The following is a 25,894-nucleotide window of genomic DNA, read 5'->3' as shown; positions in this document are numbered from 1 at the left end:
AGCGAGCATCTTCGCGATAACCTCCTCGACGAAGTGATAGCCTACAGAGAGCCCGAGTGCGAAGAGACGTCGATGCGGTAAAGGCAGGGGCTACTCAGGGGACGTGGCCGGCTGATCGAAGTGACACAACCTCAGCATTGAGATTACTTTACGAGCGTAAGCATACATCATTGCATTCTCGCCTGCGACGAAGGGCGAGGCGCACTCCAGATACCCTCGGGAACTTGGGGATGGGATCGCATTGGCGAGTTCACCAAGCGAGTTTACCGCCTCTGATGAACCCATTGGGCACGACGTCCCCTTCGGCTTGGGGGTTCTACGCTCGGTAGGGCTTCGATGATCGGGTTCCTGCGGACTGGAGACGCTTCGCTTTTAAAATGTTTGAAAAGATGGGTTTACGTAGCTTCGGCTGGTGGAGCAGGCTGCTCCACCTACAGGCCTGGTTCCTCTCTCGGTATGCGGGCCCCTCGTAGATTGGTTCTTCGATGAACACGTGACTGGCAACGCAAGACGCTTTGCTTTTAAAATGTTTGAAAAGATGGGTTTACGTAGCTTCGACTGGTGGAGCAGGCTGCTCCACCTACAGGCCTGGTTCCTCTCTCGGTATGCGGGCTTCTCGTAGATTGGTTCTTCGATGAACACGTGGCTGGCAACGCAAGACGCTTCGCTCTTTTATTTCCTGAATCATGGGAGTCACGTACTCCGACGCGTCGGCCCGGCGGGCCAACCTACTACCACGACGCCTCTCTCTGCATGCGGGAACTCCGGGGTTCGCGGCTTGACTCAGTGGTGGTCGCTGGTGACTTCGAACGATCGCTCCAGCCGTTCGCCGGCTTCGTCCACCAATACCAGGCGATGTTTCCCCTTTTTGGGTTGTAGCGCCATTTGGTGGAAGTGATGGGTCATGCCCAGGAACCGATCGTCCAGGTGCCAGAAGATGCGCGTGTCGGGGTGGCGATGGGCCACTTCGAACACCGCCTTGCCGAGTTGCCCGTCCAGCTCACGCGGAATGTAGATCTTGGTCGTCTCGCGCGGGTAGATCAGCTCCATGGCGTTTTTCCGTTCCGTGACCCCGCTTTTACAGCGCTCGTGGAAGGGCGGCAACACCCGGTAGGACGGATTGTGGCGCTTGAAGAACCATTCCTGCCCGGGTGGCAGGACGAACCAGGCACGGTGCTGCATGTCGCTTGGGGAGGCGCAGTCGCCGTGTACGCGATAGCGACCCTCGGCATCGAGATGCACCAATTGATGGTAGCGACAGGCCCGCACGCGAAGGCCAGCCCGAGGTACCTGGCGTTCGCGGGTTTCCGGGCAGTGCATGCCGGCCCGATCACCCGATTGAACACAGACCGCCACCGGGTTCAGGTCGCCATCCGGACGGGAAAACCAGTGCTGTCCGCGCGGCAGTTTGGCGAACAATTCGAACATGATCGGGGCGGCGGTGGTGACGCCCGTCAGGCCGGGTCGGCCCTCGCCGTCCGCGTTCCCCACCCACACCGCCACCGTGTGGTCGGGCGTGACGCCGATGGCCCAGGCGTCGCGGAACCCGAAGCTGGTTCCGGTTTTCCACGCGATGCGGCGGGCGGAAGTGAAATACTGCCACAATCCCTGGCTATCGGGTCGATCGACCTTCGTCAGGGCTTCCAGCGTGTGCCAGATGGCGCCCGCGCTCAGATACGGCGCTCGGGCCGATGATCCCTCCAACTCGGGTTCGGCTTGCACCACCTCGATTTCGGGCGGCGCGAAATCGTCGGCGCGATAGGTTCCGGACGCCCCGTAGCTGTTCAGCGTGCGCGCGAGGCCCGCGTAGCGGCCGGCCAGTTCCCACATGCTGCTTTCGGCGCCGCCCAGGATCAGGGCCAACCCGTAGTGGGAAGGTGCCCGGGTCAGGTGGGTCAAGCCCATGCGTTTCAGTTGGTGGTGCAAGCGAACCGTACCCAGGCGCTCCTGTAGGCGTACGGCCGGAATGTTGAGCGAACGGGCCAGGGCCAGATCGGCCGGAACGGCGCCTCGATAGGCGTGATCGAAATTTTGGGGTTGGTAGCTGCCGTAATTGGTGGGGATGTCCGGAAGCAAACTCTGGGGGAGAATCAGGCCTTCGTCCAGCGCCGTGGCGAACAGAAAGGGTTTGAGCAGGCTGCCGGTACTGCGTGCGGCCGGTACGATATCGACCGCGTGGCCGTGATCTTCACCGTCGCCGACCAGGGTATCTTGGCGGTTGGTGTTGCCCACGTAAGCCAGAACTCGTCCGGTGCGGTTGTCCAGCACCAGGGCCGCGCCGTTGTGCACCCCATTGGTGACCAGCCTTCGGTGGAACCGGGCCAGGATCTCGATGGCCTGGCCCTGTAGTTTGCCGTCCAGCGTGGTACGCACCCGTTTGCCGCGGGGGTACTCGGCGTGGACGCGATGCAGCAGGTGCGAGGCCTGCATCGGGAGCGGGAAGGGAGCGGGGGGAAGTCCCTCGGCTTTGGCCAGTTCCAGGGTGAGCGCATCGAAGGCGCCCGTCTCGTGAAGCCGATGCAGCAGGCGGTCGCGTTTGGCCCGCAAGCGATCGCGGTTGCGGCCCGGATGAATGAGGGCCGGATTGTTGGGCAGCACGGCCAATGTCGCGGCCTCGGCCCAGGAGAGGTTGTCCGCCCGGCGTCCGAAATAGCGCCAGGCGGCCGCGTCCAGACCGACCACGTTGCCGCCGAAGGGCGCGTGGCCGGCATACAACGCCAAAATGCGGTCCTTGTGGGCCGAACATTCCAAGCGCAGGGCCAGCGTGGCCTCGACCGCTTTTTCCCACAACGTGCGCGGTTGGCCCTTTCGGGAAAGGCGGATGACCTGCATGGTCAAGGTGCTCGCGCCGCTCTCCACCCGACCCGCCCGCAGGTTTTGGACGATTGCGCGAACCAGGGCCAGTGGATCCACACCCGGATGGCGATGGAAGCGTTTGTCTTCGAAACAAATCAGGGCCCGCGAGAATTTATCGGGAACCCGATCGCGGGCCGGAAAACGCCATTGCTGATCGGCCGCGATTCGGGCCGCGAGCAGGCGGCCGTCGCGGTCTTCGATGACGGTGGCGGTTGGATCGTCGAACAAGGGATCGGGCAGTGCCTGGTAGAACCACACCAGGCCTGCCAACAAAAGAACGACCAGCGCCGCGATCTTGCGCGGATGGTTCCGGCAGCGGCGAATCCCGGAAACCGGGGAAGGTAATGGGACACGGAACGGCATGGACGACCTCGGACACCGTCGATCGCGACGTGAAACGCTTCTATACACTATATAAGCGAAATCCGCCGACGCGAATGGAAGCCATATGGGAACCGATGCGCAAATCGGCCCGTTTCATTCACCCAAGATTTCTCGCTGCTTCTTTTTGGTCAATTTCTGAAACGCGAATTTGTGGGAGAGCCGGATGAAGTCGCGCAGTTGCGGGGCCGGCAGGGCATCGTTGGGTTTGGCCAGCACCCACGAATTGCGCGCCAGGTAGGGGGCGGGAGCGATGCCTTCCCGCTCGCAGAGCGAAGGAAACATTTCCGGCAGGGTTTTGAAGGAGATGGCGGGAGGACTGTCCGGATCGGCCGGAATGACGTGATCCAAGGTGCTTCCCTTCTTCACGTCAACGACCGCGTACATCTTGTCCACGGCGCTGAACACCAGGTTGCATTCCCACTTGATATCTTCGGTGGAGCCGGGCAGACCGGCGCAAAATTCGCGAATCTCTTCGAGTGTCAAGAGTTACTCCTCGGGGGATCGGGTGTCGACGCACCCGGCCTATATTTGGTCGCTTATTTTCCACGTGCCCTTCAGGTAGTGGTCGTATTCGCGCGCGGGGGGCGTGAGCCGTGCCAACTGGTTGAGGGTCTCGATCGAAGCCGAGACGACGAACCGGCAACCGGCCAGGAGTAGGACGTCGTCGCGGGGATGGAGCAGGAATTCGCCCTTTCGGCTGAGCGCGATGACCGCTACCTCGAACTGGTCTTCCAGTTGGCCGACGGTATAACCCACCAGGATCGATTCCGGGACCAGGTTGAACTTGGTGATGGTGATCAGGTTGCGCCGATTGCCCTCGTCGAAGGCGATCGCGTGGTCGAGCGGGGCCTGGGTGGATGCGGCGGCGAAGGCCGGCGCGGCGATTTCGGGAATGCTGAACGCGGTGTGGATGTCGAAGCCGCTGCGCACGTTTTCGGCCAGACGGGTGTCGGCCATGCGCAGCACCACTTTCATGCCGGGCACCATGCGGCGCGCTTCCAAGGCGATGCTCAGGTTGGTCATGTCGTCGCTGGTACAGGGTACGATCGCCTCGGCCGCCCTGATGTTCGCGCTTTCCAGGGTATCGGGGCGGTGCGCATCGCCGAAGATCACCGGGACGCGCAGCCGTCGAAGCTGTTCGAGGTACTGGTTGTCGCGGTTGTTCTCGATCACCACCACCTCGTGGCGCAGGTCGAGGATGCGTTGAATCACGCGTATGCTGATTTTGCCGAGGCCGCAAACGATCGTGTGTTCGGAGTAGGTGGAAGCCATGACCTTTTCCCAGAGATCTCTTTTCAACATCGTGTTCCCCAGCCGGAAAACCCCTTGTCCGAGGACCAGAAAACCCGAGATCGGCACCAGGAAAAAGGCCAGCCGGGTGATCGGCGACTGGGGCAGGGGAAGGGGGGACTCGAAGACCAACAACATGAAGACGGTGTAGAGGGCGCCGATCCAATCCAGGCCCTTGCCGGTCTCGGGGTGTACGTAGGTCAATTTCAGATCGAGGACCGAACCGGCGAAGATGACGAGGAAGGTCAGCAGCAGGAGGCCGAAACCCAACGAGCCAGGCATGCGGAAGTAGGCCAGGATGGGTCGGCGAATCCGGTTCAGCCATCTGGGTAACTTCCTGGTGATCATGGACGTAGCGCCTCCTCGCCCAACCTACCAGAATCGGCCGATGGATGGTAGTCGATTGTCGTCCCAGCGAGACTGGACGACCACCTGGTTCGGGGAGCGACATGGGGATGTGGGGACCGCGTCTCGGACCCCGGGACCCCCGGTGGGCGTTGGGGCGATGCGACCGGATACTTCAACCGAACCCGCCTCGAATTACGGTGGTACCGGCATGGAATGCGCCGCCTTGCGGGGGGAAGGCAACCCTTGGAAGAACGGTGTCTGACAGGGGTGTATCAGGTGGCTGTGAGGCGAGCGGCCAGAAAGATGGGCCTCGTTGAAAAGGTGGATAAAAGGATTGGATATTCTCCGGAATGTGGTTTTCGGTTCTGGGTTGGAAAACCACATTTTCGGGATATTGACGATGGCTAACGAATAGATAACTTGCTTAAATCAAGAAAATGACGATTGTTGAGGAAAAATGGTTGACATGGTCAAATTGATATACTTCAATGTGTGCAAACTGAGATATCAACAATATTCAATCGAGAAGCGCCATGACCACGCCGCATCAACCTTCTGCCCTCATTCTTCGATTTCTCAGGGAATTCCTGTTTCCCTTGCGACGAAAGTGTCTGCTCGCGGCCGCCCTGCTCTTCTCCGCCGTCCTGCTTCAAATACCCTATCCCCTGATTTCCATTCACATTGTCGACCAGGCCGTTTCCGGCGAGGCCTCGCAGGCACTTCCGATTTTGGTGGCACTACTTGTGGGATTTGTCTTGGTTCGCAGTTTTCTCGCGCTTCTCGGGGATTACTTGACGCTTAATATTCGCGAAAGCATTATTTTTGACGTCGAGAAGGCCCTGGTGGCCAGGGTCCATCGACTGCCGATGCGCTTTTTCGCGGCCCAGCACGCCACCTATCTTCAGTCTCGAATCATGAGCGATGCCCGGTCCGTCGAGGGGGTTCTCATCGGCAGCATGGTGTCGCTCATGGTCAGCCTGGTGACCCTGGCGGTGGGCATTGGCCTGATTCTCTACCTGCGCTGGGAGCTGGCGATCATCGTCATGTTGTGTGCCCTGCCTTACGGCTACCTCCACTATTACGGCAATGAAAAAATGCGATCGCTCGCCATGACGATGCAGGAAAAACAGGCCCAGACATCGGCGCGCGTGGCCGAAAGCTTCGCGGCGATTCGCATGATCAAGGGATTCGGGCGCGAACCTCACCAAGATCGACGCATCCATGGTGCCTTGGCGGGGCTGCACGACATCTACCTGAAAACGAACCGGGAAGGGATTTTCTGCAGCAGTGGCACCCAGTTTCTGGCCGGGTTGGCCGGTGCCCTGATTCTCGGGTTCGGGGCTTACCTGACGCTCATGGGTAGGATGTCGGTGGGAGAGGTCTTCGGAATCATGTCCGTGATGAATTTCGTCTTCTCGCCCATCAGTGGGTTGGTCTCGACCAATTTGAGCATCCAACAATCGGCTTCTTCCATTCAACGAATCTACGAGTTGTTGGCCGAGGCCGAAGACCCGTTCACGACCGGAGCCTCTCCCAACGCGATGGGGGGTGACATTCGCATTCGGGAACTGCGATTCGGTTACGATGCGGCGACCCCGGTGTTGAAGGGTGTCAATCTCGATATCGGTGAAGGGGAAAAGGTGGCGCTGGTCGGAAAGACCGGCGAGGGCAAAAGCACCTTGATGCAACTGCTGGTACGCTTCGAAGAGCCCTGGTCGGGTGGAGTGCAGATCGGCGGCCATTCGGTGGCGGGTTTACGACTGGATCTCCTCCGGAGCCACGTGGGTATCGTCGATCAGCAGGTGCAACTGTTCAATGATTCGATTCTCGAGAACGTTCGTTTCGGTCGGCTCGACGCGACGGATGCCGAGGTCCATGAGGCCTGTCGGATGGCGCACGCTCACGAATTCATCGTGCATCTTCAAGACGGATATCGCACCAGGGTCGGCGAACGCGGCGCTCGCCTCTCCGGAGGGCAGTGCCAACGCTTGGCCTTGGCGCGCATGTTCCTCAAGAATCCGAAGATCCTGATTCTCGACGAAGCGGTGTCCGCCGTGGACTCGGAATCGGAATCCGCCATCCAAAAAAGTCTGGCCGTTCTGATGAAGGGTCGAACCACCATCATCGTCGCACATCGTTTGTCTTCCTTGCTGGCTGCCGACCGCGTCGTGGTGCTGGAAGCGGGTGTCATCGTGGAACAAGGGAGCCATCGGGAGCTGCTGAAACGCCAGGGGCCCTATGCCAGGCTGTTCCATCAACAATACGAGATTCAACACGCCATTTCACCGACGCAGGCTCTTGCGGGCTGAGTCGGAGTCCAACCTCAATTAGGAGTTCGACCATGACGGGTACAGTCGAAATCGACCAAACGACGATGGACCGTGTGTTCGTGTCGCCGCGCGTGCGCCGCTGGCAAAAGGACGAATGGTACCTCTATTTCGATCCGTGCAATTTCGTTTGGGTCCGCGTGAATGAATCGGGACGGTTCCTGATCGAACAATTCCAGCAATACCTGACCGTGCCGCGGGTGATCCAACGGGTCATGGACAAGTTCTCGATCGCCCGCGACCAAGCCGCATCCGGGGTGCGGATGTTCGTGGACAACCTGGTGGCCGAGGGTTTTCTTCACCGCAACGAATATGTGCCCGCGGATCGAGCGGCGTTCACGCAGCTCGACTTTGCGCGCGATGTCTACCTCCACCTGACCAACAAGTGCAACCTGGCCTGTTCCTATTGTTACAACAAAGACGATCGGACCACCAAGATTCGTTTGGCCAAGAAGGGTTTGGTGGATCCCGTGATGAACACCGAAGAGATGAAGCGGCTCATCGCCCGGCTGGTGGAACTGGGCACCCGACGGATTCTCTTCACCGGCGGTGAACCTTTGTTGCGCAAGGATTTCGTCACACTGCTCAGATATGCCCGCTCCCTCAGCGCGGACATCAACCTGGAAGTACTGACCAACGGCACCAAGATCGACGAGGCGATGGCCGAGATCCTGGCCACCTATACGGATGGCGTGACCATCAGCCTGGATGGGCATACCCAGGAACGCCACGAGAAGTATCGCGGCCGCAAGACCTTCGCCCCGATGGTCCGCGGAACCAAGCTCCTGGCCGAGGCCAAACGGCGGCTGGGCAGGGATCGGCCCTATATCGCGATGGTCCCCGTGTGGACCAGCGACAATGTGCACACCATGCCCGATGTATGGGAATTCTGCCTGGAAGAATTGGGCGCCAACGGTTTGGCCCCGATCCTCTTTCAGGCGGGCGATCACCAGGAACTGAGTATTTCGCAAATCCCCAACCTCGGCCTGTTCGAGGATGCGCAGAGAAGAACGACGGAGTACGTGCGCACCTTTCGCGAGAAACAGGGCCATTCGGAGGGCCCCGGGCGTGGTGTGGGCGCGCGCAATCACTGCGGGGTCGGGCACGGTGAGATCAGTATCGACCCGGCCGGTGAGGTGTATCCCTGCCAATCGTTGCATTACGACGAGTTCAAGTGCGGCAACGTACGGGAGTCCGACGTGGGGGACATTTTCGCTTCCGCCGACGTCATGGTTCAGGTTCGCGGCCAGAAGGTGGACGATCTCTCGGTGTGTCGCCACTGTGACTTGAAGTACCTGTGCAATGGAGGGTGTCGCGCCACGGCGTACAACGTTTATCGAACCTTCGATGCACATAACGAAATTTACTGTAAGTATCTGGAAAATTTTGCCCTAAACAAATTATGGGGCTCGAGTGGCGTGCCGATTTGCAAATGATCGCCACTCACTTCGAGCCTCTGGCCTCGGAACGGGGCGCCGTGTGGGTGCGCTCCGATTCGAGGTTCTCCAGTTGGTTCCACGGGACGTCCACCATGGTGGATGCTCCCCTATTTTTAGAAAGGAGGTAAGCCATGTTTCAACCTGTTGCTTTTGGCGCGCCGGGTACTCCCGGCCCCGGTGGCTCTTGTGGTTGCGGTTGCGGCTGTGAAAACGGCAGCGGCGGTGGCGGCGGTGGCGGCACCGGCGGCGGCAATGACGGCCGTCCGTAAATGACCGACCCCATCGTAGACGGACGCGTTCGTTTCGATGGGTGACAGGAAGGTGTCGGGTGGTCGCCAAAGGGCGGGCCATTGGGGCGATGACCTGAGCGTCACGTGCTTTCGCGAATCGAAACGTCGTGGCGAGGTTGTGGCTCCCATGTCGCTTGGGGAGACTGGGGGATGGTTTCATTTGGCGATGGTCAACCCCGTCGTCTCACCCTGGACATCCGCACGATGCGACCCTTGATAGCTTCCATCCGGGAAGAATGGGCCGATCGCTTCTCGAGGCCCATTCTTTCACATTTCCCCACGGACGCAAATGATTCCATGGAGGGTGGTGTCGCGATCGATGGATCGACCCCCCACCATGGTTGGTTTCCTCGTGCCCGAGATCGGGTCGTGGAGATGGGAGGTCCGATCGGTCGTCGATCGCACACCGATGAGCGGCACTCCCGTGCTATTTGGAGGCAGGAATGGCGGCACATTCAATGGGCCTGGTTTCGATTGAAATCGAGAAGGTGCCCTTTCACATACATCGAGGACCCCTGTTGGAGATGCTCGAAGCGTTTCGTACGCCCACCTTGTCGGGTTTTCTGGAAAGGGGTGGCTATCATCCGATTCGCCCCCTGTTGGAACGAGGAGGCGGCCATCTTGCGATTCGTCGTTTGGAAGACGCCGGTTTGCGGGGACGTGCCGGGGGCGGTTTTCCGACCGGTCACAAATGGTGGTTGGTCGCCCAGAAAGAAGTCGAGACCAAGTTTTTGGTCTGCAATGCGAATACGGGACAGGCGGGTGATTTCAAGACGCGAACCCTTCTGTCAACCAGCCCCCATCTCGTCATCGAGGCCATGATGCACGCCGCTCTGGCGGCTGGCGTCACGGAAGCGTTCCTGTGTCTGCCATCCGAATTGATGGCCGAGGCCGAGTTGTTGAAAGCGGCGGTTTCACAGGCGCGTGCCGCCGGGTATTTGGGTCCCGGCATTTTCCAAACCGATCGCGCGCTTGAAATCCACGTGGTTCGCACGGCCGGCCGGTTCCTGGATGGTGAGGAAACGGCGCTTCTCGAGCAGTTGGAAGGGCGTCCGGGGCAACCCCGTCGCCAGCCCGCCCGACCCACTCGAGCGGGCCTGTTCGGCAAGCCCACGATCGTCAACAATCTCGAAACCCTGCTCCAGGCGGCACTGATCAACCGGGAGGGCGCCGCGGCTTTTCGGGCGTTGGGCTCCCAAGATGCACCGGGGACCATGGTGTTCTGTCTCAGTGGGGATATCGTTCGCCCCGGTCTGTACGAGTTGCCTCTGGGTACGCCCCTGCGCACCCTGATCGAAGAACATGGAGGCGGCCCGGAGGATGGGGTCCGGTTACGCGGTATCCACCCCGGCGGTGTGAGCTCGCCCGTATTGACCGCCGAGATGTTCGATGTCTCCCTGGATTTCGAGGCGCTTCGAGCCGTCGGCAGCGACATCGGCTCGGGGACGGTGATCGCATTTTCCGATGCGCACGATACGGTGCAATTGACCACTCGCCTGGCCGAGGTCTTTCAAGATGCGTCCTGTGGAAAATGCGCCCCGTGTTTCGATGGCACCCGCCGCGTGGTCACGATGCTCTACAACCTGGATCGGCTCGATGAGAAATCGATCGATGTGGCGAGCGCCGTCGAGAGTCCGAAATCGATGCGCTCGGTGAACCGATCCAGTGACATGCCGGTGAGAGGGGTCAGCTACACCGACATGAGTAAAGGCCTGACCAAGATCGACGACTTTTGCGAGTTCTTCAAATACCGCGGCGACTGCCGATTCAGTCGCGCCGCCGGTGAGGTCGTGCAGCGCAATCTCCAGGCGTTTCGGGCCGATTTCGAAGCCTATGGTCATCATGAACCGCGGATCGAGGGCCTGGAGTTTCTGGAGCGTCGTCCGATTGCCGCACAAACCGAGCCCGGCGAGCTTCGCGAATGAACGCCGGCGAAAGGGGAGAGAACATGGAACGATCCGAACAAATTCAACGGCTCGATCGATTGGTCGCCGGCTTTTCCAAGCCCCAATCGGCATTGCTCGAAGTCCTTCATGCGCTTCGGGCCTGGAATCGTGGGCAAGTACCGGATACGATGGTGGAAGACATCGCACGGTGCTGTGACCTGCCGGTCACGCGAGTTCGACAGGTGGTCGCGGTTCAGGATCGAGCAGCGGATCTTACCGACAGGCCGCGTGTCTGTGTGGGATTGACTTGTTATTTGCACGGTGGTCGTGACATTCTCGAGGCGTCGTCGACCCACCCCGTATTACCGCGGGAACAGGTGGCGTGGGCACCGTCCCCGTGCCTGGGTCATTGTTACGCGGCACCGGTCGCGCGACTGGCGGATGGACGTCTCGTTCAATTGGTCCGACAAGGGGACTGGTCCCAGGCTTCGGCCAAGCCATTTGCGGTTTAGTGCTTCTCGCGACGCGTGTCGGACCCATCCATGATCGTGACTAAGGAGTAATTATGTTGACGGTCGGCTTGTTTTTCTCCCTACTCTTTTCGGATGCACCCTTTGTGACGAACGAGGAATTCTGGAATCCTCAATCCCTTCAAGTCGATCGTCGGAATAACTTGTACATCCTTGACAGCGATGCCTGTAAAGTGTGGATATACAGCGAAAAGGGGGAACTCATCCGCTCCTTCGGCCAAAAGGGGCAAGGTCCTGGCGAGCTCCTGGAACCCACCTCCCTGGGACTGCTTTCCGACGGGCGACTGGCCATCGCGGATAGCGGACGTCGCCAGATTTCGCTGTTTGATGTCGAGGGTCGATCCTCGGGGGTGGTCAAGATCACCAATCAGGCTGTCGGCGATATGTTGGTCCTGCCGGCCGATCGGTTCCTCCTGACGAAGTCGGGTGGCTCCAGTATCTCGTTCGATCCAACCGAGAAAGTGGCGACACGGTTCGCGATCTATGACCTCGAGGGATCGCGGTTACGGGTCTTCGGCAAAGCCAAAACGCACGAGAATCCGCTGTTGACCGCCTTCCTCAACCAGGGCGCCCTGGCCTGGTCGGGAGACCGATTGATCTTTTTTGGAAAGGTGGAAAACGAAATGGTGATCTATCGCGATGGCAAGGAACGGGTTTCGCGCTACGCCCCCGGATTCGAACCTCGCGAGCCCAAGGCCGACATGGTCAGCGAAAAGCAGCCGGACGGAAGTACCTCCTTTCAAATGAAAGTCGTGGTCGATCAACTGTGTACCGCGATGGTTCCGCTGCCTTCGGATGAAGTTCTGTTGGTTCGGGCCAAGGAGCGGGCCGGCGAGGATGGCGACCTCCCTTTGGAGCTGGTTCGCATGAATTTGAAGGGCAAAGTGGTGGCCAAGCTACCCGGCCTGTTCTCGGGTACCAGGGACCTCGCGGTTTCGGCCGATGGCCGCACCGTCTACGTGCCCCACGAGACCGAAGAAGCGTGGGTGATTCACCGTTTGGATCTGAGTACCGGCAAATCGTTTTAAGCGGCGGCCTGGCATGGAATCCCCAACCATCCATGGGGTTCGCGACCCGACTGACCGTTTGGAACGGCTTTTCCTTCGGACGGGATTTGTCGGGACACGAGCTGCGCCGAAAAGAAAAAAGGCTCCACCTGCCTTCGCCCGGAGCGGTATGATCGGGAGCACCCCGCTTTCCCCAATGAACCGCACGCAGCTCAGGAGTTCCGAACATGCCCCCCACGCCGCAAATCTACCGTCGTAGCTATCAGGTCGAATGGCGCGACATCGACTTCAACGGCCATATGCGCAACACCGCCTATCTCGACCGCGCCGGCCACGTTCGCATGAGTTTCCTGCACGACCACGGGTTCACCCCGCGCGAATTCGAGCGGCTCCGAATCGGCCCGGTCGTGTTCAAGGACGAGATCCTGTATTTCAAGGAAAGCCGGATGCTGGCCGTCTACCACGTGAACCTGCGCATGGCCGCCGTCAGCAAGGACTACTCGCGTTTTCAAATGCGCAACGAATTCTCCAACGACGAGGGCGAGCGGTTGGCCGTGGTGGTGACCACCGGTGCCTGGATGGACCTGCGCGCTCGCAAACTGACGGTCCCGCCGAGCGATTTGGTGAAAGTTCTGGGACAGATGCAGCGCACGGACGACTTTTTGGAAATTCCCGGGAACTGAGACTCCGCCCCCCTTGGGAAGCGGGGTCGGCGGCTCGGGATCAGGCCGCGAGGGATTCCGCTTCCACCGCCCGTGCCGGCTCGACGTCGCGGGCACGAAAGGCCAGCCAGGACATGGCCAACAGGCCGATGTCGCGCAGGATCAGCGTGTATTTGTCGTTCCAACCGGGCAGATAGGTATCCGTGAACATGGTGGCCGTCGAGGTGCAGCCGCAATTGAACTCGTGGCCACGCAAGACGTTGGCACTCACCGCCACGATGAAGATCACCAGCAGCCCGCTGATGACCAGGCCGCCGCCGCGGCGCAGGATGCCGGTCATCACGGCCAGCGCCGCCAACAGTTCGATCATCGGCAGCCAGAGCGCGGAGATGTTGATCATGAAGGCCGGGGCCAGGTCGTAGTTCCAAATGTCCTTGGCGAAGAGGAACGGGTTGGCGATCTTGGGGTAGGCCGCCCAAATGAAGAAGGCGCCCACCATCAGGCACGAGCCCCACAGGGCCGCCGGTGATTGGCGCGAGGGTTTCCAGAAAACCAGGAGCAGCAGGCCGAGAACGAAGGGCACCATGTCGCGCACCACGTGTTCGAGGTACATGCCGGGGGGCTTTTCGGTTTCCAGCGGAGGGCGTTCGGCCTGGGCGGTGGCGGTGCCGCCCTCGCCGGTGGCGGTGCCGCCCTCGCCGGTGGCGGGTGCTTCGGCCAGCGTGCCCACGATCGGGTAACCGGCCTTGTACCAGTCGTCGAAGCCGTCCTTGTAGACGAAGATGTTCTCGTAACCCTGGGCCTGAAGATCCTCGGCCAAGTGATGGGAATCCGTGCACTCCTTGCCCTTGCAGTACACGACCAGTGCCACCGGTTGTTTCTCTTCGATGACGGCCATGACCTGCGGCATGTAATCGTGCTTCTCGTACAGGTGCAGCAACTGCGCGCCCTTGATGTGGCCCTTGTCGAACAGTTCGCCGGAGCGCGCGTCGATCCACAGCGTGAAGTCGCCGGCGAACTCGTAGATCTGCCGTGCCCGCAGAAGGTCGATGTCGCTGATGCCCACGTGACTGGTCACGAAATCCGCAACCTCGGAAGGATCGCCCTCGACGGAGCCTTCGTTGGTATCGGTCTCGGCCGTTTCGGTGTTGGCCGTCACGGAGACGTCGGTTCCCGTCACGGGCAGACCGGCCTTGTACCAATCGTCGTAACCGTCTTTGTAGACGAAAATGTTGGCGAATCCGTTCGCTTCCAGATCTTGCGCCAGGTGGTGCGAGTCGGTGCATTCCTTGCCCTTGCAGTAGACCACCAGGGCGACCGGCTGACTGGCTTCGATTTCGGCGAGAATCGCGTCCATGTAATCGTGCTTCTCATAGAGGTAGAGCAGGTGGGCGTTGTCGATGTGCCCTTTTTCAAAAAGTTCCGGTGACCGTGCATCGATCCAGAAGGTGAAATCCGCCGCGTGCCGGTAGATTTGGGCCGCGCGTTCGATGCCGATGTCGGTGATGCCGCTGTTGGCGGTGACGAAATCGGCGACTTCACCGGGATCGCCCTCGGCAAGGGCCGCTGCCGGCGATACGTCGCTCGGCTCGCTTTGTCCCTGATCGGCCTCGTCGGATGTCGTGGCAGCGTCGGACGTACCGGGCTGGGCCTGATCGGCCGTTTCGGCCTTGGGGGCGACCGCGGCGTAATCGGGCCAATCGCGAAGCCATTCGATCTGCGCCTTGGGTCTGAAATTGTTGGCTATTCCCAGAATGAGCGCGAGAGAGAGGAGCACGACGATTTGGGCGGGTACCGAGAGGCGCATGGGCACAACTCCTTGGAGGGGATGGCGAGTGGGAACCACTGGGATGGGAAACCACCGGTCGGTGGGTGTCGGCGAGGATCGGCCGCCGAGGACCAAGGCTCTTGACGAGTGGCGCTTAGGGAAACACGGCCACAACCTTGGTTCCTGTCCAGGGCATCGAGATGGGGGCGAGAGAGGACGGTGGCTCCAGCATCACCACCATCTAAACATGGCTGGCGATCCGCTTTGTTAGACATTTGTCAAGGTCGTTCGAGGCCGCCATCCCAGCGGCTCGCGCCGATGGCGATCGCGTAGAAGGCCGCCGCGGCGGCCAACAGCCAGGGCCAAACGGGGATGCGTCGGGTCTGTGGTGGAAGCTCCGAAAACAAAGGGCGATCGGGTTCCGGTTCGTATCGTCCGCCGCTTCCTTCGGCCAAGGCCCGCAGCAGTGCGGCGTTTTGGCCGTGGCTTTGGGCCTCGGCGCCGGGTTTGTCCTGGACCTCTCCCGCCGCGGGCAGGAGAAAGGGAATCCGTTGGTTTCGAGGTTCGGCGTCGGGACCCAGTTCGCGAATGTTCAAGTAACCGGGATGTGTCTCCCGATCACGTGGCAGATTCAGTCGGCCGCGAAAGGTACCGGGCTGGGTGCCCGCTCGCATGGGAACGGCCTTGCGGGACCCTCGCTCGTCTAGCCAGGTCACCTCCAGGCCGTCCACCGACTGGGCTTTGCCGTTGCGCGCCAGCAGGGCGATCTCGATGTCCATGGGTCCACCTCGATCGATCACCGTGAAGTCGTAGCGGTCGCGGGCCGTGAAATGAAGCGTGTGGGTGATCCAGGCGGCGATCGCTTCTTTGCCTTCTTTGTTTCGGATCCAGGCCGACCCGATACCGGATGTCAGAACGCCCACACGTCCCAGGCCCACCTCGCGATAGGCCAAGACCGGGTCGACCCATTTCGGGCGAACGGCCACGACCGTGGCGTCCGCATGGGGTGTCGTCACCGCATTCCCGTTCATGGGAAGATCGGATAACGGCAGGCGGTCGCCCCGTCGCAGGAACAGGTCCATGCGTTGCGGGGGGAACAGGCCACGCTCGAAAAAATGGTCGCGGGGTTCGGGATCGAAATACGGCATGTCGATTTGGCCGGGATCGAATCCCGCATCTACCGGGAAGGGATCGGAGATGGCGTGCAGCGGGCTGTGCGGCGGGACCGTGGTGTGTCCGATGGCGAACACGGTGGCGCGGCAGTCGGGTCGGTAGTTGACCGGTTTGAAAAAACCGTCGGAAATGAAGATCAGGCCGCAGTTGGCGAGTCGTTCCCGGCTCAGCAGTTCGAGCGCCGCGGTCGGATTGGTGCCCGAACCGGCGCGGAGACTGTCGATACCGGCGTAGGCCGCCAGTTTGTTGGCCTCGGTCATGTGACTGCGCTGCACCACGTGGGCGGGTTTGGTCGTGAAGGCCATCACGTCGACCAGGTCCTTGTCACTCAGGTAATTGGCGATGATGAACTTGGCGATGGTCTTGGCCATTTCGATACGCCAGCCGGACATGGAACCCGAAGCGTCGATCAGGAAGATCACGTGGCGTGCCGGTTCTTCCTCATCCTTGCTGCGCGGTCGTGTCTCCACGGGGAGCAGCGGCTCCAGCGGCGTTCCTTCGTAACTCTTGATCACCGTCGGCGTTTTGGGGTCTTCGTCTCCGTGATCGCCGTTGACCAGGAACAGACCCAGGCCCTGGTACTCCACGGCGGCTGCCATGCGCACCAAATGCGCGCGGTCGAAGCGGTGGGCCGCCACGTCGGCGATGACCACGCCGTCGAAATCCCGCCAATCAAGGGTATCCGGCAAATCTTCGGCCGCGATTTGGGTGATCTCGGCCTGATCCGGCCCGATCGCCGCGGTCCAGCGATTGTCGCCGCCGATGGCCAGCAGGCGCGGTGCGCGACGCACGTAAGTGTAGAATCGACGGCGGTGACGGTGGGTGGCAGACCCGTCCGTGAGGGTCACGTCGAGGAATTGGAGGCCCATTCCCTCGAAGGTGACCGGCGCACGCAGTCTGGCCCAACGATTGGGGTCCAGGGTGAGGGCGGCGGGTTGCGCACGCGCGTCCGGATCACCGTTGCGAACGAGGTCGACCTCGGCCTTCACGGCGCCCGGCCGTTGATTGTGAATCAACCCCCGCAGGTGTGTTTGTCCGCCGGAGGGCACGCGTCGCGGCAGGTCCACCGCGGTCAGGCCCAAATCCGGTAACGCCCCCGAAAGTGGCAACACGTGAATGGGGAGACCCTGGTGGGCGTGAATACGTGCCTCGGCCAGGGCGTCGCCTTCGGTTTCCAGGCCGTCGCTGACCAACAGGATCGCGCGCCGCGTCGCGTGCCGGCCCAGATCCCGTGCGCGGGTCAATCCTGCCGATAGATCGCTGGCATCGGCGCGCGCCAGATCGCCTGGCTCCAGGTTTCCCACGATTTCGGGGAGCTTGTCCATGGCGATCGATTCGGCCGTGACCAGCGCGTCCTCGCCAAAACTGACCAACGAGGCCGTGCCGGATTGGACGAGCGCGTCGGGCAGTTCCCCGAGAAGGGCTCTGAGCCGAGCCGCGGTTTTTCGGCGGTAGGTTTCGAGGCCCTCTTCGGCGCGCAACGCGCTCGCGCTACAGTCCAGGACGAGGGTCAGGTGCGATTGGGGTTGTCGCGCTTGAGCCTGCAGCGCGGGCCTTCGAACGGCGAGCGCCAGACCGAGTGCTGCGAGCAACGAACAACCCAAGGCGAGGCCCCGTACGGTCGGGGTGCGCGCCAATATGCGCCAACCGTCCTGGAGGCCTCGCAACAGGAGCGCCAGCGTCGCGGCACCCAGCATGAGCCAGATCAACCAGGTCGGCCCGTCGAGGGGTTCCCAGATCAGCGCCATGCGGGACCCCCGATCAGCAGCAGGACCCGCTCCAGGAAGAACAGCAGCGATGCCGCCGCCAGCAGCCAGGGCCAGATGGCCCGCGTTTCCCCCCGTGACGTGCCGCGCAGCAGGTCTTCGAGGTGGCCGATCGAATGTGGGGGCACGTAACTCTCGCCCTCACCGGGGTGGAGCGCGAGCCGCGTACCTTCCGGCTCGGGGTGTCGGGGGCTCGTCAGGGTATAGAGCGGGACATCCGCACGATGCCCCATCAGTTGGTGGACCGCGTTGAAGAAGGCTGTCGTGGAGAAGCGCCGCAGGGTGTCTTGCCCCTGGGGGAGCCCGGCCACGAAGGCCGCGGGTGGCGATGCGCGCCATGCCAGCCAGGTGTTGCCGTCCGTGTCGCGCAGCACCGGCGTAAATCCGTCCGGCAGTGGGGTGGGCACCACGGCCATCGTTTCGGCGGCATCCAGATTGAGATTGGCCAACAGGGGATGATCCTCGCGGAAATCGTAGACCAGGCTGTTGCCCTTTTTGTAACCGTTGCCGATCATGAGTCTCGGTGTGTTCGGGTCGATCTCGGCGTCGGATGTGGCCGTGACCGCTTGAACCACCATGTCCGTCGGTGGGCGCTGGTTCCGATCGGTTGGTGTCGTCGCCGGCGCCCCCAGGATCGCGGCCCAGGTTCGGTCCTTCAGTCGCCAGTCCAGGCGAGGGATTCGGTTCGGAGAGATCTCGATCTCCGCTCGATTGTCCTGCAGATAGGCATCGTTCGGTTCCAGAGTCAGGCGATAGCGGCCCGCACCGGGACGGTCGATGCGGTGCCGAGCCACACCCTGCGCGAACGTAAGGTCATGGCGGGAACTACCCCGATTTCCCTCGACGACCAGGGTCGAGGGAACGGAGGGGCCCTGGGCGCGGAGTTCCACCGAGATCGAGCCGATTTCTCCGCTCAAGGCGTCGCGCCGGGTATCGATGCGGTGAATGCCCGCGTTCGGCACCGGCACGCTGACGTCCAGCCAGACCACCACCGGCGCCTCCGCCTCGGCAACCCAGTCCGGTGCCGGCTGGTCGGAGAGCACCAGCATGTGGCTGAAACCCTCGGTGGGATTGCGGTCCATCAGGCGTCGTGCTTCGCGGTGGGTCGCCTGAACCAGGTCGAGAGCGGTGCCGAGAGCCCTTGGTTTCAGCGTGTCGACCGCATTCAGGATGTCGTCGATGGAACCGTCCGCCAGGTGGTCTCGGCGCTCCATGTCGAAGCTGGACAGCCGACCCGACCACTCCTGATTCGAATCGCCGGAATCGATCAGATTGGCCAACTCCACCAGGCGTTGATGGGCCAGGTTCCAAAGCGATCCGGATCCGGTGTTAGTCGTCATTCCGGAGGATGTATCGATCAGGACCCAGACTCGTGCCGCCGAAGCCTCGTCGGGGGTCGGGGCGCGCCACCCGGTGGCCAGCAATGCCGAAACCAACAGGGCCAGGATCGCCATTCTAAGAAAAAATGGTGGCGAATCGGTGGGTTTGGACCACTTCATCCGGCTTCGTTTTTCGCGTGCGGGCGGCAGGCGGTCGAAGAATCGGGCCGAGGAGATTTCGCGGCGCTCGTGAGGCGGTCGTGTCATGTGCACGACGATCATGACGAGCGCGATCGCGGCGAATGCCAGGAGCGGCCCGCTCATCCGGAATCCTTCATGAACAGGCGCTGGAGTAGGGTGTCTTCCGCCAGGCGCTCGCGAAAGAAGCGCGAGCCGTCCGCCCTGGAGGTCTGGGGCCAAGACCAGGTGTGGTAGCCGTCCGGAGCGAGGTGGATTTGTTGCAAGAAGGCCTGCTTGGCGCGCTGAATGCGTTGTGCCACGCGTGCCAGTGAATCCCTGTCGATGTCGAATCGCGGGTCGGGATGGGCCAAGTTCGGGCCCTGCACCAGACGCGGACCCGAACCGAGTAGGGTATGCTCCATGGGCCAGGCATCGAGATCCACCAACAGCAACCAGCGAAACCCCATGCGGGCGGTGGTGAAAAAGCGAGCCAGCGGAGCGATCTGCTCCGGTCCACTGAAATACAGGTCCGAGATGAGAACCCAAACCGATGCCGGTGGCAGGGCACGGCGCAAGCCCTCCAAATTGGCGTGGGCGGTCTCGTTGGCGGGATCGGACCAGCGCTCCAGTGAAGACCGCACGCGGTGTGTGGCGTGACTTCCAACCAGGGTCTCCACCGCGTCACCGCGGCAAAACAGGCCGTGCAACAGAACCCGATCTCCATTCGTGAGGGCCACCCGGCTCAGTGCTTCCGCCAACCATGCCGCGATTTGAAGCTTGGGTAACCCTTGGGGCAATCTCATGCTGGGACGCAGATCCACCGAGATGGCCAGGGTCAGTCGCTCCTCCGCCACGAAGCGACGGACCAGCAGGTCGTGTTCGTCGCCGAAGCGGGCCGAGGTCCGCCAGTCCACGTGGCGTACGTCGTCCCCTGGCGCATAGGGTGTGAATTCGCGAAACTCGAGACTCGAGCCTTGGCGACGGGTGAGATGGCCCCCTTGCAAGCCTGGCCGCCGGAACCGATTGGCGCGCAGGCGGAAGCGTTCAAGCCAGCCCGGTGCCAGCGGGAAAGGGGCCAATCGAGTTTGGATCGTGGTTTTGCGCCTAAAGGGAAATCTCATCAGGTATCTCGTGGCCTTAACGTCGTTGGATAGTCATTTTACCGAAGAACATGTTTTGTTTAAGTGGTTTGGGAATTGAATGTAATGGTGATGGGTACCTTTCTATTTTGTGTTTGCAGGGCGCAGGGTCTCCGGCAGGTTCGCGACGAAGGTGCGCTGATACTCGTTTGCTCGCGGTGCACAGAGCTGCGCGAACTCCACCAGCAATCGATCCTGCAGGTCGAATTCCGATTGCGCGCTTCCCGGGGCATAGCGATCCTGCCAACCGAAGTGCAATTGGAAGCGGTGACGCAATGCAGGAACCAGGATCTTGGCCAGTGCGGGGCCGTCGGCTTGCTCGCTGTGGCTCGAGAACAGCAGGGTCCAGGCTTTGGCACCCAGCAGCAGGGCGATCGCGGCCCGGGGGCCCAGGCCGTAGCGCACCAAATCGTTGGTGATGTCGCGAAGCCGTTTGGTTTGTTGGGCTTCGAGGCCTTGAAGTGCATCGAACCGCCGATTGGAGGCGAGGAACATGTTGGTAATGTGCGCTTCCAACGACGGGAGCGGCGCGACCGCACGAACGCGGCGTTGCAGCTCCTCGTATTTGGCGCGGGAATCCTGCTCGTCCTTGGGCAACAGGCTCGCCGTGCTGCCCGGGTTTTGTGTCTCGGCTTGAACCGAGGCGATGGCGCCGGCCTGTTTGGCCATGATGCGCCGCAAGGTGGTGGCGTCCGGGACCGGCATTTCGATTTTGAACATGAAGCGATCGGCCTGCGCCTCCGGCAGGGTGTAGGTACCCTCGTGATCGATTGGGTTCTGGGTTGCGAGGACCATGAACGGCTGGTTCAATTTGCGGCGTTCACCCAGCACCGTCACCTGTCGTTCGGCCATCGCTTCCAGCATCGCCGATTGGGTTTTGGGCGTCGCCCGGTTGATTTCGTCGGCCAGCAACAGTGAGGTGAAGACCGGCCCCTCGCGAAAGGAGAGCCGACTCCGATTTTCCAGGTCGGGCATGTAGGTGCCGGTGATGTCCGCCGGCATCAAATCCGGCGTGAACTGGATGCGACCGAAGGGCAGACGCAGCAAAGCGCCCAGCGTCTTGACCAATTCGGTTTTTCCCAAACCCGGGTTGCCTTCCAACAGGACGTGGCCGCCCGTGTACAGGGCGGTCAGGCACAGGCGGGTGACGTGTTCCATACCGAACATGGCCTTGCCGGATTCTTCCAATACCGCTGCGCCAAAGGCTTTGATCGCTTTACTCAATGGATGCACCTCGATAAAAGAATGAGAGAGGAAAGAAAAAGGCTTCTCAGGGGGATCGACGTTTCCGTTCGGGCGGCTGCGCCTCGGTACGGTTTTTCAGGAGTTCCGCGATCCAGTTCGGAAGAGGTTGGTCCGGTTTGAGAACCTCTTCGCGGGTAACCCCGCGCCGCAAAGCCGAACCGTCGTAGGCGAGGGTATTCGGGTCTGCCGCTCCCTCATCCGTAGCGGGCCGGGGGGTGTCTCCGCTGTTGGGATGGCCGCCCAAATCCGGAATCTCGATGACCACCATACCGCTCTTTTCGCCAGGGGGTGGCGGGGCTGCAACCTGATTTGGACGCTGACCCAGAATGGGACCGCCACCGCCGGATCCGGCCTCGGCGGTGCTGGATCCCGATTCGCCACCGTCGCCCGGTTCACCGGAATCTTCGGTGGCCTTGGCCTGCCCGTCCCCGTTCGAGGCATTAGCCTTTTGTTCCTGGGACTCAGCGGCGCCTGATTGGCCACCCTCTTCCGTCGAATCGCCGGCGGAGCTTCCGGCCGAGGAGGACGCCCCGGCTTGTTGCGCCTGTTGGCCGCTCTCGGCTTGGGACGGATCGCCCTCGCCCACCGTACCTTGTGCACCATCGGCCGCCGATGGGTCCGAGTCCTGCCCCGTCTCTTCGGATGCGCCGGATTGTTGGTCGCCGGCTTCTTCCGTATCTTCCTCATCGGGCTGGTCCCCTTGGGTTGCACCCTCCTGGTTCGATTGGGCGTTGTCTGGTGAAGCGGCATTTGAGCCGGCGTCCCTGGGTGTCTGTTTGGCTCGAGAACGATTGGCATCCGGCGTGACTTGGCTACCGCTCTGGGCTTCTCGCTGGGGATCGCCCTGATTCCCCGATGTTTGTGTGCCGTCGCTCGACTTGGATTTAGGGACCGCGTCGTCATCCTTCGATCCGTCCTGCCCACTTTTCGCACTTGATCGGTCACCCGAGGACTTGGGATCCATGCCCGACGATTCGGATGGCGCTTGGGAAGAGTTTGGTTCGGAGGATGTTTGCGCCTGTTCGGATTCCGTCGAGTCGCCGCGTTTGGCGGCAGGCGCGTTTGGTGCGTTGCGTTCTTCTTCGCCGAGTGAATTATCAGGGGAGTTCGGAGTGCCGCCCAAGAGGGGGCGACCGGGTTGGAACCAGGGGCCTGCCCGGTCGCCGATCGGCAGGGGCAACCACAAGAAAAACAGGGAGATCCCGAAAAGGATGGCGATCAGCCGCAGGGCGTGCGAGAAGCGGCCGCGCAGTTCCACCATCGCGAACCGGCGCGCTTCCTGGACGAGGTCGGGAATGCGTTCCGCCGTTTGCGCCGAGCGGTCCAGGATGCGGCTCAGCCGCGCGATCAGGGGATCGGGTTTACGCATGTCGCGCTCGACCTCGTTCGCCGCCCGAATGCAAAGGTTCCACCAGGCCGATTTGGTTCGCGCCGACGCATCGGGTTTCTGCCAGCACAGTGCCAGGGAAAGTGGTGAGCCGGGACGTCCGAGGCCCGCCAAGGCAAAGACCAGGAAACCCATGGCCGCACCGCCAAAAGCGCAGACCCAGGCTTGGGTGCCGCGCCACCAGATCAGGACGGATGCCGCCACCAGCATCGCGCCGGGCCCGCCCAGTTGAAAACAGAGGAACCAGTAGTAGAACCGATTGGCGTGCTTGCGAACCGACGCCGCGGGGTTTTCCTGCCCGGCTCCGCCTTTGTCGCCAACGCGAAGGCGGGCCATCAAGGCGATCAGCAGCACGGTGGCACCGAGCAGCGGCAACAGTCGCGCGAGGTACAGCGGAAAGAGCGCCACGCAGATCGCAGTCGGCGGCGCGGTCGCGATGGCGCCGAACCATTGTCCGGTGCTCGAGGCTTTGATCGTTTGTCGCCACGCCGGCACCATATGACGCAGATCCCACAGATCGCGGCCTACGGCGTGGCAGCGTCCCGCCACGTGTTGCAAACTACGGTGTGCGTCCTGAAGTTGAAGGCGATCGAGGATCGAGGGCATGCCGTTTCTACCGTCTGCGGAATTCGATGTTCGATTGCGAAGGGGGCGATGAGCCGATCTCACCTTACCATACGAGCGTCGCGATGGCGCGGCTCGGGCTTCGACGGCCTCGTTCAGCCACGGCGCGACCGTTTTATCCGAAGTGTGTTATCGGGAAATTCCCTCATGCACAAGAGAGGCGTCTGGGCAGTTGGTTGGGCAGGGGCGGTAAGGCAGGGGCGGTAAGGCAGGGGCGGTAAGCCCGCTGGACCGACACATCGAAGCGATCAGAGTCGCGCGTTCTCAACCGACGCAAGCGCGCAGCTACCATGTCGGCGGCTTGCGTTTGCCGGAGCATCAAAATCGGCTCAACAGAGAACCACCAACAGGTCTGAATCCACTTGCGCGAATTTCGGATACTGCCGTCCTGCGTACTTCGATGTACGCGATACTGCCGATATGGAGCGCTTCGCTCTTAGATTGATCGAGAATCCTTAGCCCGAATCGCTCCGATTTGTCGGCCGGGCCGGCCATCCTACAGCGACGACGCCTCTCTTTGTATGCGGGATCCTCCTGGATACGTTCTTGGATGATCGGGATGGATGTCCCGATTGTCAAAGTTCGGTTTGGCGAGATTCGCCATGACTTGGGCTGAACTGCATGTTTTGGGCGTATCCGCCATGGCACACAAAAAGCCCTCGAAATCTGCGTTCTCGTTTAAAGTGTTTGATTTGTTAGTGTTATAAAGAAAGTTCGGGCTGGCGAGCTACTTGCTCGGTGGTCCCACATCCCGCTTCGACAGGAGGCCTTTTATGGGAATCTTTTCGCGCTTGGGCGAAATCATCAATGCCAACATCAACGCGATGTTGGACAAAGCCGAAGATCCCAACAAAATGGTCAAGCTCATGATCAACGAAATGGAAGACACCTTGACCGAGATCAAGTCTTCCGCGGCGGAAGTGATTGCCGAGCGAATTCGCGTGGTTCGCGGTTTGGATTCGCTCCGAGAGAAAGAGGCCAATTGGGAGGCCAAGGCCGAATTGGCCGTTTCCAAGGGCCGCGACGATCTGGCCCGCGACGCTTTGGAGCAAAAGTTGATGTACCGCCGCCAAGCCAAGGAAGTCGCCCAGCGATTGAGTGGCTTGGAAGAAATGGTGCGCCAATACCAGTCGGATATCGAACGACTGGAATCCCAGCTCCAAAGTGCCTTTGCCCGCCAACGCGAACTGGAAGCCAAGCGCAAGCGGCTGCATCATCGCCAACGCGCCGATTCCTATTTCAACACCCGCGACGCCTACGCCCGCTTCGAGGCCTTCAATCGCCAGATGGATCGCCTGGAAGCCGAAAACGAGGTCCAGGGATTCGCGCAGAACAACAGCAGCCTGGAACAAAAATTCGCCGAGCTGGAACAGTCGGGCGAGGTCGAGGAAGAGCTCGCCAAGTTGAAGAAACGTAAGCCGATAGAGAAAGCCTGAGTGTTGTTGGCGATCCGGTTCGGCCGTTCCGGCCGGATCGCGAGTCCCCACCCTTCTCGAGAATCTCGTGCATCCGAAGGGGTATCGGATGCCTAACCGCAACCTTCCCTTGTATAATGTATGGAGCATCCACATGTGGCTCTTCGTGTTGACACTGACATTGCTGGCCGTGCTGATGGTGCCCTTCGCGATCCTGTTTTCGCTTTGGGGCCCCGGTATCGGGCATTCCTTGGAGTCGGTGGTGCTTTCCGGGGAAACCAATCCAAACCAGCCGCATTCGGATGAAGTCGCCATGTCGGACCGCGCATCCGAATCGACCCAAACCATTAAGTGGCGAAGTGGGCCCGAAGGGGCCGGCCCTTCGGCGGAACGTCAATAACCAACACGCGGATTCGGCGTGTGGTGGCATTTTATTGGAGAGGTAGCTCGTATGCATCCGGGAGAGATTTTTCCTTTTATTATTGTTTTAGCGGTCATTGCCACGGTCTTTGTGTACAAGCTTGCCAAGCTTTATCTGGAGGCCCGCTACGGCCCACTGGATCACTCTCGCAAAAAGCGGGAAAAAAAACCCCGTCCACAGGGGCCTCCCCTGGATCAGGATGGGTACGAGGCGCTTCAACAGCGATCGGCCGAGTTGAACAGACGCCTGGCGAATTTGGAAGAAATTCTGCGCGCGGAGCATACGACGACGAAGTGAAGTGGTCGCAAGGGACCGACTGAGAGGGCGTTGCCCCGGTCGCCGCGAACGAAATCACACGAGAGACGGGACGACGAGGTGAGCCCGGGGGGGATCCCTGTCTTCATGCCCGCATCGCGTCACGATTATGGTCTTTTCACA

19 protein-coding genes are annotated in these 25,894 nt (G+C 61.2%); 10 read left to right on the top strand and 9 right to left on the bottom strand.

Annotation, left to right across the window (positions count from 1 at the left end; all coding sequences use genetic code 11):
• Positions 1–783 precede the first annotated feature (783 nt).
• The 3 genes from pbpC to J3U87_RS08835 form a co-directional block, all read right to left on the bottom strand.
• Positions 784–3,219 (bottom strand): penicillin-binding protein 1C, encoded by a 2,436-nt coding sequence (gene pbpC, locus J3U87_RS08845; RefSeq protein ID WP_237382679.1) that lies wholly within the window; start codon positions 3,217–3,219, stop codon positions 784–786.
• Positions 3,220–3,333: 114 nt separating this feature from the next.
• A complete protein-coding gene (locus J3U87_RS08840; RefSeq protein ID WP_237382678.1) occupies positions 3,334–3,723 on the bottom strand; it encodes an MmcQ/YjbR family DNA-binding protein in 390 nt (129 codons plus the stop codon).
• A 39-nt stretch (positions 3,724–3,762) separates the two neighbouring features.
• On the bottom strand, positions 3,763–4,878 hold the full coding sequence (locus J3U87_RS08835) for a potassium channel family protein (RefSeq protein ID WP_237382677.1): 1,116 nt from the start codon (positions 4,876–4,878) through the stop codon (positions 3,763–3,765).
• A 596-nt stretch (positions 4,879–5,474) separates the two neighbouring features.
• On the opposite strand from J3U87_RS08835, the gene J3U87_RS08830 reads away from it, so the two are divergent.
• The 7 genes from J3U87_RS08830 (at position 5,475) to J3U87_RS08800 (ending at position 13,040) form a co-directional block, all read left to right on the top strand.
• A complete protein-coding gene (locus J3U87_RS08830) occupies positions 5,475–7,187 on the top strand; it encodes an ABC transporter ATP-binding protein (protein WP_237382676.1) in 1,713 nt (570 codons plus the stop codon).
• A 32-nt stretch (positions 7,188–7,219) separates the two neighbouring features.
• Positions 7,220–8,641 carry a radical SAM protein gene (locus tag J3U87_RS08825; protein WP_237382675.1) on the top strand — a complete coding sequence of 474 codons (1,422 nt, stop codon included), beginning with the start codon at positions 7,220–7,222 and terminating at the stop codon, positions 8,639–8,641.
• A gap of 134 nt (positions 8,642–8,775) precedes the next feature.
• Positions 8,776–8,913 (top strand): hypothetical protein, encoded by a 138-nt coding sequence (locus J3U87_RS08820; protein WP_237382674.1) that lies wholly within the window; start codon positions 8,776–8,778, stop codon positions 8,911–8,913.
• A gap of 464 nt (positions 8,914–9,377) precedes the next feature.
• Entirely contained in the window at positions 9,378–10,859 is a 1,482-nt protein-coding gene (locus tag J3U87_RS08815) for an NADH-ubiquinone oxidoreductase-F iron-sulfur binding region domain-containing protein (RefSeq protein WP_237382673.1), read from the top strand.
• Between the two features lie 23 nt (positions 10,860–10,882).
• Positions 10,883–11,332, top strand: a complete 450-nt coding sequence (locus tag J3U87_RS08810) for an NAD(P)H-dependent oxidoreductase subunit E (protein ID WP_237382672.1) — start codon at positions 10,883–10,885, stop codon at positions 11,330–11,332.
• Between the two features lie 161 nt (positions 11,333–11,493).
• Positions 11,494–12,378, top strand: coding sequence for a 6-bladed beta-propeller (locus J3U87_RS08805; protein ID WP_237382671.1), 885 nt, complete (start codon positions 11,494–11,496; stop codon positions 12,376–12,378).
• Between the two features lie 206 nt (positions 12,379–12,584).
• The gene (locus J3U87_RS08800) at positions 12,585–13,040 is read left to right on the top strand and encodes an acyl-CoA thioesterase (RefSeq protein WP_237382670.1); all 456 of its coding nucleotides are present in this window, start codon (positions 12,585–12,587) and stop codon (positions 13,038–13,040) included.
• A gap of 40 nt (positions 13,041–13,080) precedes the next feature.
• Here the strand turns inward: J3U87_RS08800 and J3U87_RS08795 are convergent, their stop codons facing one another.
• The 6 genes from J3U87_RS08795 to J3U87_RS08770 all read right to left on the bottom strand — a co-directional run bounded on the left by J3U87_RS08795 (position 13,081) and on the right by J3U87_RS08770 (position 23,602).
• Positions 13,081–14,826, bottom strand: a complete 1,746-nt coding sequence (locus J3U87_RS08795; RefSeq protein WP_237382669.1) for a rhodanese-like domain-containing protein — start codon at positions 14,824–14,826, stop codon at positions 13,081–13,083.
• Positions 14,827–15,065: 239 nt separating this feature from the next.
• Positions 15,066–17,708: a vWA domain-containing protein gene (locus J3U87_RS08790; RefSeq protein ID WP_237382668.1), complete on the bottom strand. Its 2,643-nt coding sequence runs from the start codon at positions 17,706–17,708 to the stop codon at positions 15,066–15,068.
• Complete coding sequence (locus tag J3U87_RS08785) at positions 17,699–19,369, bottom strand: BatA domain-containing protein (protein ID WP_237382667.1); 1,671 nt, start codon at positions 19,367–19,369, stop codon at positions 17,699–17,701. The genes J3U87_RS08790 and J3U87_RS08785 overlap by 10 nt, the downstream gene beginning before the upstream one ends.
• Entirely contained in the window at positions 19,366–20,346 is a 981-nt protein-coding gene (locus tag J3U87_RS08780) for a DUF58 domain-containing protein (RefSeq protein WP_237382666.1), read from the bottom strand. The genes J3U87_RS08785 and J3U87_RS08780 overlap by 4 nt, the downstream gene beginning before the upstream one ends.
• A gap of 102 nt (positions 20,347–20,448) precedes the next feature.
• Complete coding sequence (locus tag J3U87_RS08775) at positions 20,449–21,531, bottom strand: AAA family ATPase (RefSeq protein WP_420038293.1); 1,083 nt, start codon at positions 21,529–21,531, stop codon at positions 20,449–20,451.
• 103 nt (positions 21,532–21,634) lie between these two features.
• A complete protein-coding gene (locus tag J3U87_RS08770) occupies positions 21,635–23,602 on the bottom strand; it encodes a putative sodium/potassium/calcium exchanger (protein ID WP_237382664.1) in 1,968 nt (655 codons plus the stop codon).
• Positions 23,603–24,393: 791 nt separating this feature from the next.
• Between J3U87_RS08770 and J3U87_RS08765 the strand changes: the two genes are divergently transcribed.
• The 3 genes from J3U87_RS08765 (at position 24,394) to J3U87_RS08755 (ending at position 25,753) form a co-directional block, all read left to right on the top strand.
• A complete protein-coding gene (locus J3U87_RS08765; RefSeq protein WP_237382663.1) occupies positions 24,394–25,056 on the top strand; it encodes a PspA/IM30 family protein in 663 nt (220 codons plus the stop codon).
• A gap of 133 nt (positions 25,057–25,189) precedes the next feature.
• The gene (locus J3U87_RS08760; protein ID WP_237382662.1) at positions 25,190–25,435 is read left to right on the top strand and encodes a hypothetical protein; all 246 of its coding nucleotides are present in this window, start codon (positions 25,190–25,192) and stop codon (positions 25,433–25,435) included.
• 18 nt (positions 25,436–25,453) lie between these two features.
• A complete protein-coding gene (locus J3U87_RS08755) occupies positions 25,454–25,753 on the top strand; it encodes a hypothetical protein (protein WP_237382661.1) in 300 nt (99 codons plus the stop codon).
• The last annotated feature ends 141 nt before the right edge of the window (positions 25,754–25,894 follow it).

The sequence above is a fragment of the Sulfidibacter corallicola genome (assembly GCF_017498545.1).
In the GTDB taxonomy this organism is placed as follows: Bacteria; Acidobacteriota; Holophagae; order Acanthopleuribacterales; family Acanthopleuribacteraceae; genus Sulfidibacter; species Sulfidibacter corallicola.
This window is presented reverse-complemented; position numbering and strand designations above follow the sequence as displayed.

What these genes read in the sequence shown, in the direction of transcription:
- pbpC (WP_237382679.1), bottom strand. Translation starts at nt 3,219, where the DNA reads ATGCCGTTCCGTGTCCCATTACCTTCCCCGGTTTCCGGGATTCGCCGC.
- J3U87_RS08835 (WP_237382677.1), bottom strand. Translation starts at nt 4,878, where the DNA reads ATGATCACCAGGAAGTTACCCAGATGGCTGAACCGGATTCGCCGACCC.
- J3U87_RS08825 (WP_237382675.1), top strand. Translation starts at nt 7,220, where the DNA reads ATGACGGGTACAGTCGAAATCGACCAAACGACGATGGACCGTGTGTTC.
- J3U87_RS08820 (WP_237382674.1), top strand. Translation starts at nt 8,776, where the DNA reads ATGTTTCAACCTGTTGCTTTTGGCGCGCCGGGTACTCCCGGCCCCGGT.
- J3U87_RS08815 (WP_237382673.1), top strand. Translation starts at nt 9,378, where the DNA reads ATGGCGGCACATTCAATGGGCCTGGTTTCGATTGAAATCGAGAAGGTG.
- J3U87_RS08810 (WP_237382672.1), top strand. Translation starts at nt 10,883, where the DNA reads ATGGAACGATCCGAACAAATTCAACGGCTCGATCGATTGGTCGCCGGC.
- J3U87_RS08800 (WP_237382670.1), top strand. Translation starts at nt 12,585, where the DNA reads ATGCCCCCCACGCCGCAAATCTACCGTCGTAGCTATCAGGTCGAATGG.
- J3U87_RS08795 (WP_237382669.1), bottom strand. Translation starts at nt 14,826, where the DNA reads ATGCGCCTCTCGGTACCCGCCCAAATCGTCGTGCTCCTCTCTCTCGCG.
- J3U87_RS08790 (WP_237382668.1), bottom strand. Translation starts at nt 17,708, where the DNA reads ATGGCGCTGATCTGGGAACCCCTCGACGGGCCGACCTGGTTGATCTGG.
- J3U87_RS08785 (WP_237382667.1), bottom strand. Translation starts at nt 19,369, where the DNA reads ATGAGCGGGCCGCTCCTGGCATTCGCCGCGATCGCGCTCGTCATGATC.
- J3U87_RS08780 (WP_237382666.1), bottom strand. Translation starts at nt 20,346, where the DNA reads ATGAGATTTCCCTTTAGGCGCAAAACCACGATCCAAACTCGATTGGCC.
- J3U87_RS08775 (WP_420038293.1), bottom strand. Translation starts at nt 21,531, where the DNA reads ATGTTCGGTATGGAACACGTCACCCGCCTGTGCCTGACCGCCCTGTAC.
- J3U87_RS08770 (WP_237382664.1), bottom strand. Translation starts at nt 23,602, where the DNA reads ATGCCCTCGATCCTCGATCGCCTTCAACTTCAGGACGCACACCGTAGT.
- J3U87_RS08765 (WP_237382663.1), top strand. Translation starts at nt 24,394, where the DNA reads ATGGGAATCTTTTCGCGCTTGGGCGAAATCATCAATGCCAACATCAAC.
- J3U87_RS08760 (WP_237382662.1), top strand. Translation starts at nt 25,190, where the DNA reads ATGTGGCTCTTCGTGTTGACACTGACATTGCTGGCCGTGCTGATGGTG.